This window comes from Limnobacter sp. MED105 (assembly GCF_000170915.1).
GTDB lineage: Bacteria > Pseudomonadota > Gammaproteobacteria > Burkholderiales > Burkholderiaceae_B > Limnobacter.
Map to the genome: position 1 here is coordinate 33,470 of NZ_ABCT01000003.1, position 19,268 is coordinate 52,737.

The following is a 19,268-nucleotide window of genomic DNA, read 5'->3' on the forward strand; positions in this document are numbered from 1 at the left end:
GTATGCCGCCTGTAGGCGGCACGGGCTTTGCCCGATATAATGGAAAACCATTGATGATCAAACAGGGACACTTCGGGTTTCGAAATCATATGAACAAAACCACACTGGCCCCGCGTACCACTTGGCTGCGCTCATTATCGCAGTTATTCCTGATCCCCGCGTTGATTTTCGCGCTGGCCGCATGCGGCTCCGCAAAACAATTTGATGAAACCGAGGGCTGGAGCCCTGCCCGCCTTTACGAAGAAGCCAAGGCTGAAATCGACGTTGGCAATTACGAACGCGGTATCGAATTACTTGAAAAGCTGGAAGCACGCTACCCTTACGGGCGGTTTGCGCAACAGGCTCAAATTGACACGGCCTTTGCGTACTACAAGGCTGGTGACAATGCGCAGGCTTTGGCCGCAACCGATCGCTTCATCAAGCTGTACCCGAACCACCAAAATCTCGACTACGTGTATTACTTGCGCGGTTTGATCAGCTTTAACGAAGACAAGGGCATTTTTTCATTGTTGTCTGGCGAAGATCAAAGTGCGCGAGACCCTAAAGGTACCCGCGCCGCATTTGATGCCTTCAAAGAAGTGGTAAGCCGTTTTCCTGACAGCAAGTACTATGAAGACAGCAAGTCTCGCTTGCAATACCTGGTGAATGCGCTTGCGCAAAATGAATTGCATGTAGCCCGTTACTATTACAAGCGTGGCGCTTACCTGGCTGCAGTCAACCGGGCACAAGAGGTGGTTCGTCGATTTGAACAAACTCCGTCGATTGAAGAAGCGCTCTTTATCAGCCTGCGCAGCTACGAAAAACTGAATATGACTGCCCTCGCAGCTGACACCAAACGTGTGATTAACCTGAACTTTAAAGACAGCCCCTATTGGAATATGGACCTTCCGGAAAAGGAAAAAGCAGAAGCCAAATGGTGGCAGGTCTGGAAAGAGTAAAACACCAGTAGGGCAACAAAAAAGGATCCTTAATGGATCCTTTTTTGTTTTTAGCAGTTATTTTTGGCGTTTATCGCGCATGAATTCGATTGCCACTTTCAATTCTCGCGTGCGCTTGAATGGTGGCAAGCTTCGCCACAGAAGCTTGCCGTAACCCTTTTCAACCAAGCGGCGGTCGCCGATCAGCAACACACCCCAATCGGTTTCATCGCGTATGAGACGGCCTGCTCCCTGCTTCAAGGCAATTGCCGCATCGGGCAGCGACAAATCCTGAAATGCATTGCCACCGCGGTTTTTAATCAATTCGCTTTTGGCTTGAAAAACAGGATCATCCGGTGGCGCAAACGGCAGTTTGTCAATTATCACCAAACGCAACCCATCACCACGAATATCCACGCCTTCCCAAAAACTGGCTGCACCCACCAAAACCGGATTGTTCAGCACTCTGAACTGATCCAGCAACTCCGCCCTGGAAGCCTCCCCCTGCACCAAAAGACTCCAATCCAGTTCGTCTTTTTCGATGCGCTCACGCAAGTACTCACCCACCTGCTTCACGGCACGATGACTGGTACACAAGAAAAAAACACCACCTTCACTGGCGTGTAGCAAGGGCCACACCGCATCACACAATTTTTTACTGAATTGCGGCTCGTTCGGGAAAGGCAAATTGTCGGGCACACACAGCAGCGCTTGCGATTCATAATCGAACGGGCTTGGCAACAACAACTGTTGACATTCATCCAGCCCCACTTGCAAGGTGAAATGCTGCAAACTTTCCTTGATGCTCAAAGTAGCGCTGGTGAACACCCATGCCTTGGGCTGTTCTGCGTACAACTTGGCAAACGCATTTGATACGTCCAAAGGCGAATCACAGAACTGCACCACATGGGTTGAAACACTCACCCAGCGCACCGACTGCTCATCAGCCTGCGCTGTTGCAGGCGAAAACCAGTCTTGCCAACGCAGGCACAACTCACTGGCGCGCCCCATTAGCTTCACCCAGGATTCATTCCTCACTGACAAGGGACTGATCATTTCAATCAAGCCTTCCAGGCGATTTTCAAAGTCGGCACAGACCGCTGCGACACCATTCAACGCCAAAAACTGGGCATGCGTAAAACGCGCAGAATCAATCTCAGTGCCCACTATTCGACGAATTTCCTTCAGGGCCAGCTCCATGGGGCGAAGCACGGAATCCCAATCGCCGGCGTCTGCGCTGGAAGTTCGCCCCTCGATCAGTACGTCGCGCAAAAATTCCTGACACTGGGCAGTCGATATCGCTTGTCCAAGCAGGCTTGTTGCAATGTCTGGCAACTGGTGTGCTTCGTCAAATACAATCACGTCGCATGCAGGAAGCAGCTCTGCGATCCCCTCTTCTTTCAATGCAAGATCGGCCAAAAACAAATGGTGATTCACAACCACCACTTCAGCATCGAGCGCATCGCGACGGGCTTTGTTGACAAAGCATTCTGAGGCGTTGGGGCATTCGCCACCCAGGCAATTGTCTTTGTTGGAGGTTACCCAACTCCAGACGGCTGAATCTTCAGGTACTCCTGCACAATCGGCCCGATCGCCGGACTGGGTGCGTCCCGCAAATATTTTTACCTTTTGAAGATGATCCACCTCACGAGGCGACGGCAAGCGCGCCTCTTTGAGTGCGCGCTCGAGATGGAAATGGCACACGTAGTTTTGGCGACCTTTCAGCAAAGCCACGTTGACAGGCACACCCAAGGCCTCGCGAACAAGCGGCAGGTCTTTGTTGAAAAGCTGATCCTGCAAAGTTTTGGTGGCTGTGGACAACAACACCCTTCGCCCTGAGAGCAAGGCGGGCACCACGTAGGCAAAGGTTTTCCCCGTACCGGTACCCGCTTCGACCACCAAAGCACTTTGAGTTTCAATCGCGTTGCCAACCGCCTGTGCCATTTCAATTTGCGATTCGCGTGCGCTGAACCCCGGCAGTCGGCGAGCCAAAGCACCACCAGGGGCAAAAGCCTCATTCAAGGGTTCAGAGAAATCAAACATGCAGGGTACAGGTAAATTTGGGCGTGAATGTTAAGCGGGAATGTCGGGTTCAAGCTGAATTTGCAACAGCGTAATGGAGTCTTTAATTTGAAGCTTGCGCTTTTTCAGCCTTCGAACCTGCAACTGATCAAAACCAGCCTGTGCAGTCAACATTGCAATGATTTGATCGAGGTCGCGGTGTTCGACCTGCAATTCTACGATTCGTCGCTTGATCGATTCGATGTCTTCTGTGTGGACCATGGGCATTCAGGTTGAACCAGCTCGGTATTGTTAACATTGTAGCCCCAAGTGAGCAATGGCTGGAAACAATCTACCCGAAGTGGATCACCCGTTCTGCGATCCGTTTTAGTTTGGTGTTCTGGCTCGCCGATTCGCATACTCGTCCAAGCGAATCATATCTTCCGCCTTGCCTTGAACTTCCAGATGTGCGCGGCGAATTTGTGCGCCTTGCAAACGCACATCATCCAGGCAACTGGATACAAAAAACTTGTTGTAACAAGCCCGTGACTGCTCGTTCAACTCGTACTCCAAAAACTCAAGCTGCCTTTCGCGCTCAGCAACATAGGCACGCGCCTGTTCAAGCGTATTGGGCGCCTGCGGCTTGCTGGCCTGAAGCTGAACCGTGCTACAGGCAGTCAGCACCAAGGCAAAAGCTGGCAAAACGAGGGTGAACAGGCCTTGCACCCTTACCCCGATCGACTTCCGAAGCTGTGGCACAATGCCCTGCTTACTTTGAAAACTCATAGATCAGAATCCATGTCGCTTGTTCAAAATCGAATTATCGCCCAGTTGGCTCAAGAATTGGGTGCCGCACAATCACAAATCAAGGCAGCCGTCGATTTGTTGGACGAAGGTGCCACAGTGCCCTTCATCGCCCGTTACCGAAAAGAGGCCACAGGTGGGTTGGACGATGCGGTGCTTCGTGACCTTCAAGAGCGCCTGGTGTATTTGCGCGAACTGGAAGATAGGCGTAGCAGTATTCTTGAATCGATTGAAAGCCAGGGCAAATTGACCCCTGAACTGAAAGCAGCAATTGAAAAGGCGGAGAACAAACAAACGCTGGAAGACCTCTACCTGCCCTACAAACCCAAACGCCGCACACGGGCACAAATAGCGCGTGAGGCAGGCCTGCAGCCACTGGCGGATGAAATTTTCCAGAATAAACAAGCCGTGCCTGAAATATTGGCTGCGGCTTACCTGAACACAGAACATCAAATCAACGACACCAAAGCAGCACTGGATGGTGCCCGCGACATTTTGGCCGAACAGTTTTCAGAGAACGCTGCCTTGCTGGCACTTCTAAGAAATCGTTTGAAAGCCGAGGGTGCCATTCGAGCTGCGGTGGTGCCAGAAAAAGCCAGCGAAGCAATCAAGTTCCAAGACTACTTTGAACATCAGGAACCCCTGAGCAGCACAGCCTCGCACCGCATGTTGGCCATGCTTCGTGGCCGCGAACAAGGGTTTCTGACATTGAAGGTAGACCTGCCCGAAGTTTGGGAGGCTGAGAACCCCCGTGCACCCCATCCTTTTGAATCGGAAATTGCTCGCCTGCATGGCATTGAACGCGATGAAAGCCCGCGCGGTAAATTCCTGAGTGAAACATGCCGCTGGACATGGAAAATCAAACTGGCCAGCACCCTGGAAAGTGAGGTGATTGGTACGCTGCGCGATGCAGCACAGGCTGATGCCATAACCGTGTTTGGTAAAAACCTGAAAGACCTGTTGTTGTCAGCCCCCGCAGGGGGAAAAGCCACCATGGGTCTGGACCCTGGTATTCGCACTGGAGTAAAAGTGGCCGTAATTGACAGCACAGGCCAGGTGGTTGAGCACGCCACCATCTACCCACATGAGCCTCGCCGACAGTGGAATGAATCCATTGCCCTGCTGGCTGCGCTTTGCATGAAGCACAATGTCGAGTTGATCGCGATTGGTAACGGCACAGCCAGCCGGGAAACGGATCAATTGGCGGCCGACCTGCTCGCTCAACACAAAGAACTGAAAGCCACACGGGTAATGGTCAGCGAGGCAGGTGCCTCGGTGTATTCTGCCAGCGCGTTGGCATCGGCTGAACTACCGGATCTTGATGTAAGCATTCGCGGTGCAGTGTCCATTGCACGCCGCCTTCAAGATCCTTTGGCTGAACTGGTTAAAATCGATCCGAAATCAATCGGTGTTGGCCAATATCAGCACGATGTGGATCAACGTCAACTCAGCGGGCGGCTGGATGCGGTGGTTGAAGATTGCGTGAACGCAGTGGGTGTCGAAGTGAATACTGCATCGGAACAACTGCTGTCTCGCGTATCAGGGCTAAACGCTTCAGTGGCCAAAGCATTGGTTTCATTCAGAAACAGCAACGGCAAATTCAAAAGCCGTGAAGACTTGCGCAAAGTGCCCCGGCTTGGCGACAAAACATTTGAGCAAGCCGCAGGTTTCCTGCGAATTCATGGTGCAGATAATCCCCTCGATGCTTCCTCTGTGCATCCCGAGGCCTACATGGTGGTCGAAAAAATGGCAGCCAAAGTCAAAAAACCCGTGGGTAGCTTGGTGGGCAATCGGGACGTGCTGAAGGAATTGAAACCGACTGAATTTGTCGATGAACGTTTTGGTCTACCCACCGTTCAGGATATTTTGGTAGAACTTGAAAAACCTGGCCGTGACCCACGCCCTAGCTTCAAGACCGCAAAGTTTGATGACAAAGTCCACACCATGGCTGACTTGAAACCTGGCATGACACTAGAGGGCGTGGTCACCAACGTGGCAAACTTTGGTGCCTTTGTCGACATTGGCGTGCATCAGGACGGGTTGGTACATGTTTCTGCCTTGTCCAACACGTTTGTGAAAGACCCGCATGCTGTGGTGAAGACCGGTCAAATTGTGAAGGTGAAAGTACTTGAAGTCGACATTCCGCGCAAACGGATTTCATTGACCATGAAAATGGGCGATGATGTGCCAAAAGCTGCACCGGGACAAAATGCTGGACGACAGGTTCAAGCCAACCGTGCAGGCGATCCCCGTGGTGACAGGCGCGGTGGAAACTCCGGTTCAAATTCACAACAAGGCGCAGGTTTTGCCAACAATGCATTTGCTGCCGCATTTGCAAAGGCAAAGAGTAACAAGTAAAACTCAAAAGCAGGGTGAACGCTGTTTAAAGTTTTACAGCGTTTCGCTTGGGCGAATCCAGATATTCTTTGGACTGCATCTCAACAATGCGGCTCACCGTGCGGAAGAACTCGTGCGCCATGGCACCTTCGGTGTACAGTTCTTCCGGTTCCACAGCAGCCGACATAATCAGCTTGACTTTGTGATCGTAGAGCACATCAATCAGCCAGGTGAACCTGCGTGCCTCTGAGGCCATACCAGCACCCATTTTTGGCACACCGCTGAGAATCACTGTTTGAAACTGGCTGGCAATTTCAAGGTAATCGTTTTGCGAGCGCGGACCGCCACACAAGGTGGGGAAATCAAACCACACCACAGAACCCGCACGACGTACCGCTTTGATCACGCGAGACTCAATTTGCAACTCGGCAGGCTCATCGGCCACCTCGGCCAAACGCTTGAAATCTTCGCCTAACTGTTTGTCAGCGCTTTCGTCCAGCGGCATCAAGTAAGTGTTCAGTTGCTCCAGGGTACGGCGGCGGTAATCAACACCAACATCCACATTAATCACATCTAGTTGCTTGTTCAGCAAGGCGATGGCTGGCAATAAACGATCACGGTGCAAACCATCCGGGTACAAGTCATCTGGCTTGTAATTCGAGGTCATCAGGAAAGTAACGCCGTTGGCAAACAGGCCATCGAGCAGGCGATACAGAATCATGGCATCGGCAATGTCCGACACATGAAACTCATCAAAACAAATCAAACGGTATCGTTTGGCAATTCGCGCTGCCACCTCGTCCAGCGGGTCCTGCACTCCCTTGAGATCATCAAGTTCAGCATGCACACCCCGCATGAACTCATGAAAATGCAAACGTACCTTGCGGTGTACTGTTACCGAGTTGTAAAAGCAATCCATCAAAAAACTTTTTCCGCGACCCACACCACCCCACAGGTACAAGCCCTTGGGCACAGCTGGTCGGTTCAGGAATTTTTTAATCACGCTGCTGCGTGCTTTCTTGTATTCAACAAACTCATCATAAAAAAGCTGCATGCGGTCCACAGCCTTTTGCTGTGCAGCATCCGACTGATAGCCACGTTCGGCCAACGTTTGTTTGTAGTATTCCTGAACGTTCACGATGATGAATTTGAATCAATAGAATTAAAAACGGCCGATGAAGCAATTCACCAGCCGTTTCGGATCGACAATGAACAGGATGTTAACCGTTCAGTTGACGCTTGTCGCAAGCCAACGCGGCTTCTTTAACCACTTCAGACAAACTGGGGTGCGCATGGCAAATGCGACCAATGTCCTCAGAAGAAGCCTTGAACTCCATGGCCATTACAGCTTCCGCAATCAAATCAGACGCATGGCTGTTGATGATGTGCACACCAAGGACCTCATCGGTGGTGGAATCGGCCAACACTTTCACAAAACCTTGGGAATCACCTTGCCCCAGTGCACGGCCGTTGGCCATGAACGGGAACTGACCTGCCTTGTATTTGCGACCTTCCTGCTTTAACTGCTGCTCAGTTTTTCCGACCCAGGCCACTTCAGGCGACGTGTAAATAACCCACGGAATGGTGTCGTAGTTGCAATGACCAGCCTGACCAGCCATGATTTCAGCAACCATCACACCTTCTTCCTCGGCTTTGTGCGCCAGCATGGCACCGCGAATCACGTCGCCAACCGCGTAAATACCAGCCACCAAAGTTTGGCAGTGGGCATCAACGTCGATTTGGCCGCGTTCATTGGTTTTCAAGCCAACCGCTTCCAGATTCAAGCCATCGGTGTTCGGAACACGTCCTACAGACACAATCAGTTTGTCACAGTCCAGCTTCTGGGCTGCGCCATCGGCATCGGTGTAAGCCACAGTAACGCCTTTCTTGCTGGCTTTCACTTCACCAATTTTCACGCCCATGTTCATCTTCAAACCTTGCTTGGTGAAGATCTTCTGCATTTCCTTGGCCACGCCTTCATCGGCCGCCGCCAGGAAATTGGGCATTGCTTCAAGCACGGTTACATCCGCACCCAAACGGCGCCAAACTGAACCCAACTCGAGACCGATAACACCCGCGCCAATCACACCCAATTTCTTGGGAACAGCACCAAATTTCAGGGCACCTTCGTTGTCGCAAATCATTTCGTTATCAACAGTGATACCTGGCAAGTGGCGTGCCTTGGAACCTGTCGCAACGATAACCTGTTTGGCTGTTACTTTTTCTTCACCAGCCGCGCTTTTCACGGTCAGCTCGAAACCACCATCGACCTTGCCAGAAAAACTGGCCCAACCCTTAATGGGCGTGACCTTGTTCTTCTTGAACAGGTATTGGATGCCGCCTGTCATTTTGGCAACGATGTCATCTTTGCGCTTGATCATCTTGGCCACATCCATTTTTGCGCCAGTCACGGTGATGCCGTGGTCTTCCGCATGGTGGGCAATCTTCTCGAACTCTTCCGAAGAGGCCAGCAAGGCCTTGGACGGAATACAGCCCACGTTCAGGCAGGTACCGCCCAAGCGTGGCTCACCTTTAGGATCGTCGTAAGCATTGCCCTCGATACAGGCTACTTTCATCCCCAACTGACCTGCACGGATCGCAGCAATGTAACCGCCAGGACCCGCACCAATCACTACTACATCGTATTGTGTGCTCATGAATATCCCCTTTACAGTTCCAGCAGCAAGCGTGCTGGGTCTTCCAGGGCTTCCTTCATTGCAACCAAGCCAAGTACAGCTTCGCGACCATCAATAATCCGGTGGTCGTAGCTCATCGCGAGGTAGTTCATGGGACGAATCACAATTTCGCCATTCTCAACCACAGCACGCTCTTTCGTGGCGTGAATGCCTAAAATTGCAGACTGAGGTGGGTTAATGATTGGAGTCGACAGCATGGAACCAAACACACCACCGTTGGAAATCGAGAATGTGCCGCCAGTGAGGTCGTCCAGACTCAGCTTGCCGTCTTTGGCTTTCTGGCCAAACTCGGCAATCTTCATTTCAATGTCGGCAATACTCATTTGATCCGCGTTGCGAATGATGGGCACAACCAGACCACGTGGAGAGCCCACCGCAATACCGATGTCGAAGTAGCCGTGGTACACAATGTCATTGCCATCAACAGAGGCATTCAGCACGGGGTATTTTTTCAAGGCTGCCACTGCTGCCTTCACGAAGAATCCCATGAAGCCCAGCTTGGCACCATGTTCCTTTTCGAACTTGTCTTTGTACTTGTTACGCAAGTCCATCACCGGCTTCATGTTCACTTCGTTGAACGTGGTCAGAATGGCATTGGTTTGTTGAGACTGCACCAGACGTTCCGCAACGCGAGCGCGCAAACGGCTCATGGGAACGCGCTGCTCTGGGCGACCTTCAATCAGCGTGGAAGGATCCAGAGGAGCCTTCACCTCAGGCAACAAGCTGACCGGCTTGGCGGCAGCGGGGGCTGCTGCTGGCTTTGCTGCGGGAGCAGGCGCTGCAGCCGGTGCACTCAAGGTACCAATTACATCACCTTTGGTGATGCGGCCATCTTTTCCAGAGCCTGCGACCTGAGCAGGGCTTAGGTTGTTTTCAGCCATCATCTTGGCTGCTGCCGGCATAGCGACTGAGCCATCTACACTGGCTGAAGGGGTTGAAGCTGATGCTGCAGGGGCCGGGGTTGGCGCAGATGCAGCTGGAGCAGATGGCGCGGCAGGTGCACTAGCGGAAGCACTTGCTTCGGTGTCAATTTTTGCTAAAACCTGACCAGCGACAACGGTTGCCCCGTCTTCACACAAAATTTCTACGATCACGCCAGCCGACGGTGCGGGCACTTCAAGCACCACTTTGTCAGTCTCTACATCGATCAGGTTTTCATCACGCTTTACAGCGTCACCGGGTTTTTTGTACCAATTCAACAGCGTTGCTTCGGCGACAGATTCGGACAGTTGTGGTACGACCACTTCTACGATTGCCATGGAATATTTTCCTTTTGAATTCTTTGTTCAAGTGCGGACGACCAGCATGGCCAGCCCGCGTCCTGTATTTATTTCGTAACCACGAAACCCTTGAGCTTGCCAAATGCCGCATCGATCAGCGATTTTTGCTGTTCGTTGTGCTTGGCGTAATAGCCCACGGCCGGAGAAGCTGAAGCCGGACGCCCCGCATAACCCAGACGCTGACCCTCGGACAGATTTTCCAGCACGTTGTGCTGGATCTGGAACCAGGGGCCCTGGTTTTGCGGTTCATCCTGACACCAAACCACATCAGTCACATTCGGGTACTTGCGCAATTCAGCGCTGAGCGACTTGTGCGGGAATGGATAAAGCTGCTCGATTCGTGCAATCGCAACGTCTTTGATGTTGCGTTCGCGACGAGCCGCGATCAGGTCGTAATAGACGCGACCAGAACAGAGAACCACGCGTTTGACCTTGCTGGCATCCAGGTCACCCTGATCACCAATCACGGTCTGGAAGTGGCCTTTGGACAAGTCTTGCAAAGAAGACGTGGCTTCCTTGTGACGCAACAAAGACTTCGGCGTCATGATGATCAAAGGCTTGCGGAACAAGCGGATCATTTGACGACGTAACAGGTGGAAAATTTGAGCCGGCGTGGTGGGCTGGCATACCTGCATGTTGTTTTCAGCGCAAAGTTGCAAATAACGCTCAATGCGCGCGGAGGAATGCTCTGGACCCTGACCTTCGTAGCCGTGAGGCAGCATCATGACCAGGCCAGAAGCCCGCCCCCACTTCACTTCACCGGAAGAAATGAACTGGTCGATCACCACTTGGGCACCGTTGGCAAAATCGCCAAACTGGGCTTCCCAGATGACCAATGTATTTGGTTCCGCAGTGGAATAACCATATTCAAAACCCAGAACAGCCTCTTCCGACAAAACCGAATCGATCACAGTAAATGGTGCCTGTCCCTCAGAGATATTCTCCAGGGGAACATAAGTGCCCTCGTTCCATTTTTCACGGCCCTGATGATGCAAAACAGCGTGGCGGTGAGTAAAGGTACCTCGTCCGCAATCCTGACCGGTCATGCGAACAGCATAGCCTGAAGATACAAGCGAGGCATACGCCAGGTGTTCACCCATGCCCCAGTCGAGCAGGGTTTCACCCTGACCCATGGCAGCACGATCAGCAATTACCTTTTGTACCAAGGGGTGAACCTTGAAGTTTTCGGGCACGGTGGTGATGCGCTCTGACAAACGCTTGATCTCGGAGATAGGCACGGAAGTATCCGCTGCGTCGGTCCACTTTTTATTCAAGTAAGGAGACCAATCTACTGCAAACTTGCTCTTGTAGTTGGTCAGTACTGGGTCTGCGCGATTGTGCTTGCCCTCGTCCATCGCTGCCCGGAAATCAGCCACCAGTTTTTCAGGACCGTCTTCTTTCAACAAACCTTGCATGACCAGACGTTCAGCATACAGGGCACGTGTACCAGGATGCTGACCAATTTTCTTGTACATCAATGGCTGAGTAACGGCGGGAGTGTCTTGCTCGTTGTGGCCCAGTTTACGGAAACAGACAATGTCGATGACCACGTCTTGCTGGAATTCCATGCGGAAATCAAGCGCCAACTGGGTCACAAAAATGACTGCTTCAGGATCGTCACCATTCACGTGGAACACCGGCGCCTCAATCATTTTGACCACATCTGAACAGTACAACGTGGAGCGACTGTCGCGTGGGTCTGATGTTGTGAAACCAATCTGGTTATTGATCACAATGTGAACCGTGCCACCCGTGCCATAGCCGCGAGTGTGAACCAGGTTCAACGTTTCCATAACCACACCTTGACCCGCAAACGCCGCATCTCCGTGTACCAACACTGGCAATACCTGCTTACCTTCCTTGTCGCCACGGCGTTCCTGGCGCGCCTTGACAGACCCTTCTACCACCGGGTTAACGATCTCAAGGTGCGAGGGGTTGAAGGCCAAGGACAAGTGCATGGGGCCACCGGGGGTGGTGACATCAGATGAAAAGCCTTGGTGATACTTCACGTCACCCGCTGGCAGGTCATCGGCGTGTTTACCCTCAAATTCTTCGAACAACTGGCTTGGGCTTTTGCCTAAAATATTCACCAGCACATTCAGGCGACCGCGGTGGGCCATACCGATGATGGTTTCTTGCACACCATTCGCGCCACCACGCTGAATCACGTGATCAAGCGAGGCGATAAAGGACTCACCACCCTCCAGCGAGAAACGCTTTTGACCCACATAGCGGGTGTGCAAATAGCGCTCAAGACCTTCAGCTGCGGTAAGGCGCTCAAGAATGTGTAATTTTTCTTCAGCCGACAGTTGGGCAGTACCCAGGCTGGTTTCCATACGTTCTTGCAACCAGCGCTTTTGAGCGGGGTCGCTGATGTGCATGTATTCAATACCGATCGAACGGCAATAGGTGTCGCGCAAAGCCTTCACGATGTCGCGAAGGGTCATTTGATCTTGACCAAAATAAGTATTGGTTGCCGAGAACATGATGTCCATGTCCGCCTCGGTCAGACCGTAGAAGGCAGGATCCAGCTCTGGAATGTTCGGGCGCTCCTGACGTTTGAGCGGATCAAGATCTGCAAAACGTGAACCCAGGAAGCGGTACGCTGCCACAATGGACTGCACATGCACCTGTTTTTTGGCGACTTCCAGGTCGGCAGACTGGATCTGCGGCTGCAAGAAGCCTTTTTTGGCACGTTGGGCAAAAGATTGAACCACAGGCGCATGGGCCACGTCTTTCTCGTTCACGTCGCCGTGAGCGGAAGGCACCATTTGCATTTGGTCAAAGTAGGCGCGCCATTTGTCTGGCACGGATCCTGGGTTGTCCAGGTAGGCCTCGTACATTTCTTCGACATAGGGCGCATTGCCCCCGAACAAATACGAGTTTTGTTGAAATGATCGCATCATTTGCGCTTCACCTTTTTCCGAGTTTCTCGTTTCAAAGATGTGGGGTTCGGACTCGACCTTGGCTATTGCCATCGGACCGAATCCCTACACACGTGGGTTAAACCGCACTCCCCGTCTGGTTTGTGGAGCCCCTGCCCCTAACCAGATAGCAAAAAGCAGCCAAAAAGGACTGCTTTAAGAGTTAAGCCCAAAGGATAGCAGATTAGAGAAAGGGCACTAAAGCCCTAACGAGGATGAATGTGAAAAATGTGGTGAAAATGAAAAAAGCCACCCGCAGGTGGCTTTTTTCATTTCAACTGAGCGACCAATCAACGCTGGTCGATTGGCTTCACGTTGCGGTGCGCTGCACCATTGAACAACTGACGAGGACGACCGATCTTGTACTCGGGGTCGGCGATCATTTCGTTCAACTGGGCGATCCATCCCACGGTACGGGCCAGCGCGAAGATGGCTGTAAACAAAGGCACAGGGATACCGATCGCCTTTTGAACGATGCCGGAATAGAAGTCCACGTTCGGGTAAAGCTTGCGCTTTACAAAGTACTCGTCTTCCAGAGCGATTTTTTCCAGAGCCATGGCGATCTTGAACAATGGGTCATCATGCAAGCCCAGCTCATTCAATACTTCGTGGCAAGTTTCACGCATCAGCTTGGCGCGTGGATCGTAGTTTTTATAAACGCGGTGACCAAAGCCCATCAAGCGAACGCCTGAATCCTTGTCTTTTACCTTGGCAATGAAATCGCCAATTTTCTCGACGCCGCCGTTGGCCTGAATTTCAGTCAACATGTTCAAGCAGGCTTCGTTCGCTCCACCATGCGACGGGCCCCATAGACAGGCCACACCTGCCGCAATTGCCGCAAACGGATTGGTGCCTGAAGAGGCGCACAAGCGTACGGTAGAGGTAGATGCATTCTGCTCATGATCGGCATGCAAAATAAAGATACGGTCCATGGCGCGTACCAGCACATCGTTGACTTGGTACTCTTCGCAAGGATTGCCGAACATCATGCGCATGAAGTTGGCCGTGTAGCTCAGTTCATTCTTTGGGTAAATGTTTGGTGCGCCAATGCCATATTTGTAGGCCATGGCCACCAGGGTTGGCATTTTGGCAATCAAGCGGATCGCAGAAATATCGCGCTGGTTTTTGTCCAGCAAATTCATGGAATCTGGGTAGAAAGCAGACATGCCGCCCACCAAACCGGTCATCACAGCCATAGGGTGTGCGTCACGACGGAAACCACGCAGAAAGAAATTCATCTGCTCGTTCACCATGGTGTGTTTGGTCACCAGGTCGTCAAAAGTCTGCTTTTCAGACACATTGGGCAGTTCGCCGTTAAGCAGCAGGTAGCACACGTCCATGAAGTCGCAATTTTGAGCCAATTGCTCAATGGGGTAGCCGCGGTACAGCAGCTCGCCCTTGTCGCCGTCGATGTAAGTAATGGATGAATTGCAAGAGGCTGTGGACAAAAAGCCTGGATCGTAGGTGAATTTACCGGTGGATCCGTACAGCTTTCGGATGTCGATCACATCGGGACCAATGGTACCTTTGTGAATGGGAAATTCTACCGAAGGGGTGCCGTCAGTAAACGACAGCGTGGCCTTGTGTTCTGTGCTCATCGGATTTCCTTCTAATGGGATTGAAATTAAAGTTCTCGCATCATCTGGATTACCTTGCGCACATCAGGTGTATCCAGATCCCCTTCCGGCTCTTTTCGGCCAAGGAATAGGTCAAGCAGGACGTTGTCAACCTCTTCAAACAGCACAGTCAATGCCTGCACGTCATCGTTGGTCAATTCCATTTCATGCTTGTCGAAAAATCGTTCGATAATCAGGTCGTTTTCCAATAGGCCTCGCCTGGCGCGCCAGCGTAAACGGGCACGTTGAGTTGGATCCGCCTGATGACTCTGATTAGACATAAACTACAACAAAAAAAACGGGGTTTTGCAGTGCACAACCCCGATTTGAATAAAAAAATCCGAACAAGGGTTCTAGACGGCGCGACGCACCATCAATTCCTTGATCTTGCCAATGGCCTTGGTAGGATTCAAGCCTTTCGGACACACGTCCACACAATTCATGATGGTGTGGCAGCGGAACAAACGGTAAGGATCTTCCAGGTTATCCAAACGCTCGCCCGTGCTTTGATCGCGGCTGTCAGCAATGAAACGATAGGCTTGCAACAAACCTGCCGGGCCCACGAACTTGTCGGGGTTCCACCAGAATGATGGACAGCTGGTTGAACAGCAGGCGCACAAAATGCACTCATACAGACCATCCAGCTCTTCACGCTCTTCGGGTGACTGTAAACGCTCCTTTTCTGGGGGAGGCGTTTCATTCACCAAGTAAGGCTTGATAGAGTGGTACTGCTTGAAAAACTGAGTCATATCCACGATCAAGTCGCGTACCACTGGCAGACCGGGCAAGGGCTTCAATACGATAGGCTGCTTCAGGTCGCGCAGGTTGGTAATACAAGCCAAACCGTTCTTGCCGTTGATGTTCATGGCGTCAGAACCACACACGCCTTCACGACATGAACGACGGTAGGCGATTGACTCGTCCACGTCGCTCTTGATGCGCATCAGCGCGTCAAGCAACATTTTGTCGGTTGGCTCCAGCTCAACTTCCAGCTTTTGCATTTTTGGCGCTTCGCCGGTGTCCGGGTCGTAGCGATAAATTTCAAAACGTACGATTCTCTTTTCGCTCATTTTCTGTACCTCTTAACCTTGATTAGAACGTCCGCTTTTTAGGCTGGAAGGTTTCAACTGTCAGTGGCTTCAGGTTCACTGGCTTGTAGTCGAGGCGGTTGCCCTCGGAATACCACAGACTGTGACGCATCCACTTGTCATCATCACGCTCAGGGAAGTCGCGGTGCGCGTGCGCGCCACGGCTTTCTTCACGCGCTGCCGCAGACACCATGGTGGCCTTTGCAGTTTCCTGCAGGTTGGCCAGCTCCAGGGCTTCTACCAAAGCGGTGTTGAACACTTTGGACTTGTCTTTCAGGTGAATGTGCTCGGCTTGCTTGGCCAGATCATTGATCTTGGTCACGCCAGCTTCCATCAATTCCGTGGTGCGGAACACGCCACAGTGGTACTGCATACCCTTGCGGATTGCATCGGCCACAACACGGGTGTTTTCGCCGCTGGTGGATGTCATCAGTTTGTCAACACGAGCCAAAGTGAGGTCTGTGCCATCGGCAGGCAGTTCCTTGTGGCTACGGGCCTTCAAATTGCTGTTCACAATGTGATTACCGGCTGCACGACCGAACACGATCAAGTCGAGCAAGGAGTTGGTGCCCAAGCGGTTCGCGCCATGCACAGACACGCAAGCGCATTCACCAATGGCGTACATGCCATTGACGATTTCACTGGCACCGCCCGGTACTTTGGGCGCCACAACCTGGCCATACACGTTGGTCGGAATTCCGCCCATTTGGTAGTGAATGGTTGGAACCACAGGAATCGGTTCTTTGATCGGATCTACGTTGGCGAACTTGATCGCGATTTCACGAATCGAGGGCAAACGCTTCATGATGGTGTCAGCGCCCAAGTGGTCGAGCTTCAACAATACGTAGTCTTTGTTGGGGCCGCAACCGCGACCTTCCTTGATTTCCTGGTCCATGGAACGTGACACGAAGTCGCGTGGAGCCAGGTCTTTCAAGGTTGGTGCATAGCGTTCCATGAAACGCTCACCTTCGCTGTTCAGCAGAATGCCGCCTTCACCGCGAACACCTTCAGTGACCAATACACCAGCACCGGCCACGCCCGTGGGGTGGAACTGCCAGAATTCCATGTCTTCAAGCGGAATGCCTGCGCGGGCTGCCATGCCCATGCCATCGCCGGTGTTAATGAAGGCGTTGGTGGAGGCGTCCCAAATACGGCCCGCACCACCAGTGGCGAACACCGTGGTTTTGGCTTCCAGCACCATCATTTCGCCGGTTTCCATTTCCAGGGCAGTTACACCAACCACGTCGCCATCGGCATCGCGAATAATGTCTAGCGCCATCCATTCCACGAAGAACTGCGTGCGAGCACGCACGTTGCGCTGGTACAGGGTGTGCAACAGGGCATGACCTGTGCGGTCGGCTGCCGCGCAAGCGCGCTGAACAGGCTTTTCACCGAAGTTGGCTGTGTGGCCACCGAACGGGCGCTGATAAATGGTGCCATCGGGGTTGCGGTCAAAAGGCATGCCGAAGTGTTCAAGTTCGTAAACAACTTTGGGCGCTTCACGGCACATGAATTCGATTGCATCCTGGTCGCCCAGGTAATCAGAACCCTTTACCGTGTCAAACATGTGCCAGTACCAGCTGTCGTCGGACATGTTGCCCAGCGATGCGCCAATACCGCCCTGCGCGGCCACTGTATGTGAGCGTGTTGGAAACACTTTGGACAGTACGGCTACATTCAGACCAGCCTCTGCCAACTGGAGCGAACAGCGCATACCTGCGCCACCCGCACCTACGATCACCGCGTCGAATTTGCGACGAGGAAGGGAAGTTTTAACTGCAGTCACTTTTAGACCCTCCAGAGAATGTCAGCAGCGTAGCCGGCCGCACCAAGCAACCACAACGCTGTAAAAACTTGCAAACCAAGACGAATACCAGTGGGCTTAACGTAGTCCATCCAGATGTCGCGAATACCAATGTAGGCGTGATAGCACAGTGACAAAATAGCCAGCAATGCGAGGATTTTGCCCAATGGGAAAGACAACACGGTGAAGTTGAAGAAACCGACCCATTTTGCATAATCGAGATCTGGGGTGAACAGCACGGCCAGGAAAAGACCGATTGTGTACACCGACATGATGACAGCGGTGATGCGTTGCGCCACCCATTCTTTCAGGCCGTAATGTGCGCCAACGACCAGGCGCTTGGAACCAATGTTGTTACCCATGATTAAAACACTCCAAACAGTTTCAGGCCGAACAAGGCGGTCAGGCTCAAACTGACAGCAAACACGATACCGGCACTTTTGCTGGCTGCATACTTCTCGGTACCCACGTGCATGTCGAGCACCAAGTAGCGAATGCCGGCTGCGAAGTGATGCAAGTAAGACCAGATCAGACCCAACAATACAATTTTGACCAGCGGACTGCTGACCAGCGATTGCATTTCAAGGAAAGTGAGTTCGGAAGTAATGCTTTTGTCGAAAAGCGGCAGGAGAATGACCGGAAGCGCCAAGAACAGCACGGCGCCACTGACGCGGTGCAAAATGGACAACTTGCCGGCCAAGGGGAGCCTGTATTTCAGAATTTGTGTGACATGAATATTCCGGTAAACCGGACGTTTCTTCGCAACAGTGTTTGACATGCTCGTGTTCTTATAAAAGTGATTGGAAAACGGGCCAAAACCCTAAGCCTTTCGGCTTGAATCCTTTAAAAAAAACCAATATCGGACAACGATATATTTTGAACCAAATCAGCTTGGGCTAAAAGCGAGATATTTTTGATTTTGTGTGCTAAGTGGTTCAAATGCATTCTTTTGCCCGCAAAAGACTTGTATCAATTCAATACAATTCATTCCTGTATGAGAATTTGTCGGTCAAGTACCAACCACGACGTAGCTCCACTGGTTTGTCAGCATACGTCATTGAAAGCCGCTCGACCAGCAGCAAGGGGGTGCCTACCCCGACCTGCAGAATGTCTGCATGCTCCTGCTGTGCGCTAACCGCCTTGATGTGCTCGTTGGCCCGCAACATGCGCACATTGAAGCTGCTTTCAAGGAAACCATACAGTGTGGAATTCCACTGCTGAAGGCGCTCAAGCGTGAGCCCCTTGTACTGGGAGGCAGGCAACCAGATTTCATCAAAAATACGCGGTACGCCGTCAAAGCGCATGACGCGCTTGACCACAAACACGGAGTCGCTGGGTTTAATATCGAGCAACTTGGCAATCTGGGAACTGGCGCGAACCCGCTCAACCGACAAATAGGTGGATTTGGGCTTTACGCCAGGCTCTTCGTCGGCGGCAAGACGCAGGAACCGATATTCTGACTTGGCCTCGTTGTGCGTGGCAACAAAAGTACCCCGCCCCTGCTTGCGATCGACCAGGTTTTCTGCGGCCAATTCGTCGATGGCCTTGCGCACGGTGCCCTGGCTTACGCCATAGCGGGTGGCCAGCTCGGTTTCGGACGGAATAAGCTCACCCGGCTTCCATTCGCCGTCTTGAAGGCTTTTGAGCAGCAAACCTTTAATTTGCTGATAAAGCGGACTGAACGTTGGGTTAACGGGTTGCAAATTGTGTCTCGGTGCTGATTTTTCGGATTATTGTGTATCTTATATCTTATAGAGGACTTTTAGAAGTTAATCCCCTCTAAACCACCAAGTTAGTCAAC

Annotated in this window: 16 protein-coding genes; 2 read left to right on the forward strand and 14 right to left on the reverse strand. The window is 52.1% G+C overall.

The window, feature by feature from the left end; translation table 11 throughout:
* Window positions 1–89: 89 nt before the first annotated feature.
* Complete coding sequence (locus LMED105_RS04200) at window positions 90–938, forward strand: outer membrane protein assembly factor BamD (RefSeq protein WP_008248472.1); 849 nt, start codon at window positions 90–92, stop codon at window positions 936–938.
* Window positions 939–995: 57 nt separating this feature from the next.
* On the opposite strand, the gene LMED105_RS04205 is transcribed toward LMED105_RS04200, so the two are convergent.
* From LMED105_RS04205 to LMED105_RS04215, 3 genes are all read right to left on the reverse strand, one after another.
* Window positions 996–2,960, reverse strand: a complete 1,965-nt coding sequence (locus LMED105_RS04205; RefSeq protein ID WP_008248473.1) for an ATP-dependent DNA helicase — start codon at window positions 2,958–2,960, stop codon at window positions 996–998.
* Between the two features lie 30 nt (window positions 2,961–2,990).
* A complete protein-coding gene (locus LMED105_RS04210; RefSeq protein WP_008248474.1) occupies window positions 2,991–3,206 on the reverse strand; it encodes a YdcH family protein in 216 nt (71 codons plus the stop codon).
* A gap of 99 nt (window positions 3,207–3,305) precedes the next feature.
* Window positions 3,306–3,704, reverse strand: coding sequence for a hypothetical protein (locus tag LMED105_RS04215; RefSeq protein ID WP_008248477.1), 399 nt, complete (start codon window positions 3,702–3,704; stop codon window positions 3,306–3,308).
* A 12-nt stretch (window positions 3,705–3,716) separates the two neighbouring features.
* Between LMED105_RS04215 and LMED105_RS04220 the strand changes: the two genes are divergently transcribed.
* A complete protein-coding gene (locus LMED105_RS04220; RefSeq protein ID WP_008248479.1) occupies window positions 3,717–6,080 on the forward strand; it encodes a Tex family protein in 2,364 nt (787 codons plus the stop codon).
* Window positions 6,081–6,105: 25 nt separating this feature from the next.
* On the opposite strand, the gene zapE is transcribed toward LMED105_RS04220, so the two are convergent.
* The 11 genes from zapE to LMED105_RS04275 all read right to left on the reverse strand — a co-directional run bounded on the left by zapE (window position 6,106) and on the right by LMED105_RS04275 (window position 19,170).
* Entirely contained in the window at window positions 6,106–7,197 is a 1,092-nt protein-coding gene (zapE, locus tag LMED105_RS04225; protein WP_008248481.1) for a cell division protein ZapE, read from the reverse strand.
* Window positions 7,198–7,279: 82 nt separating this feature from the next.
* Window positions 7,280–8,716 (reverse strand): dihydrolipoyl dehydrogenase, encoded by a 1,437-nt coding sequence (lpdA, locus tag LMED105_RS04230; protein ID WP_008248483.1) that lies wholly within the window; start codon window positions 8,714–8,716, stop codon window positions 7,280–7,282.
* An 11-nt stretch (window positions 8,717–8,727) separates the two neighbouring features.
* Window positions 8,728–10,014, reverse strand: coding sequence for a 2-oxoglutarate dehydrogenase complex dihydrolipoyllysine-residue succinyltransferase (gene odhB / locus LMED105_RS04235; RefSeq protein ID WP_008248485.1), 1,287 nt, complete (start codon window positions 10,012–10,014; stop codon window positions 8,728–8,730).
* Window positions 10,015–10,082: 68 nt separating this feature from the next.
* A complete protein-coding gene (locus LMED105_RS04240) occupies window positions 10,083–12,941 on the reverse strand; it encodes a 2-oxoglutarate dehydrogenase E1 component (protein WP_040512368.1) in 2,859 nt (952 codons plus the stop codon).
* Window positions 12,942–13,249: 308 nt separating this feature from the next.
* Window positions 13,250–14,557 (reverse strand): citrate synthase, encoded by a 1,308-nt coding sequence (locus LMED105_RS04245; RefSeq protein ID WP_008248489.1) that lies wholly within the window; start codon window positions 14,555–14,557, stop codon window positions 13,250–13,252.
* Window positions 14,558–14,583: 26 nt separating this feature from the next.
* Entirely contained in the window at window positions 14,584–14,856 is a 273-nt protein-coding gene (locus LMED105_RS04250; RefSeq protein WP_008248490.1) for a succinate dehydrogenase assembly factor 2, read from the reverse strand.
* Window positions 14,857–14,928: 72 nt separating this feature from the next.
* The gene (locus LMED105_RS04255; RefSeq protein WP_008248492.1) at window positions 14,929–15,645 is read right to left on the reverse strand and encodes a succinate dehydrogenase iron-sulfur subunit; all 717 of its coding nucleotides are present in this window, start codon (window positions 15,643–15,645) and stop codon (window positions 14,929–14,931) included.
* 22 nt (window positions 15,646–15,667) lie between these two features.
* Window positions 15,668–17,449 (reverse strand): succinate dehydrogenase flavoprotein subunit, encoded by a 1,782-nt coding sequence (gene sdhA, locus LMED105_RS04260; RefSeq protein WP_008248495.1) that lies wholly within the window; start codon window positions 17,447–17,449, stop codon window positions 15,668–15,670.
* Window positions 17,450–17,451: 2 nt separating this feature from the next.
* The gene (gene sdhD / locus LMED105_RS04265) at window positions 17,452–17,832 is read right to left on the reverse strand and encodes a succinate dehydrogenase, hydrophobic membrane anchor protein (RefSeq protein ID WP_156799535.1); all 381 of its coding nucleotides are present in this window, start codon (window positions 17,830–17,832) and stop codon (window positions 17,452–17,454) included.
* A complete protein-coding gene (gene sdhC, locus LMED105_RS04270; RefSeq protein ID WP_008248499.1) occupies window positions 17,832–18,245 on the reverse strand; it encodes a succinate dehydrogenase, cytochrome b556 subunit in 414 nt (137 codons plus the stop codon). Before sdhC ends, sdhD begins: the two co-directional genes overlap by 1 nt.
* 196 nt (window positions 18,246–18,441) lie before the next feature.
* A complete protein-coding gene (locus LMED105_RS04275) occupies window positions 18,442–19,170 on the reverse strand; it encodes a GntR family transcriptional regulator (protein WP_050771143.1) in 729 nt (242 codons plus the stop codon).
* Window positions 19,171–19,268 lie beyond the last annotated feature (98 nt).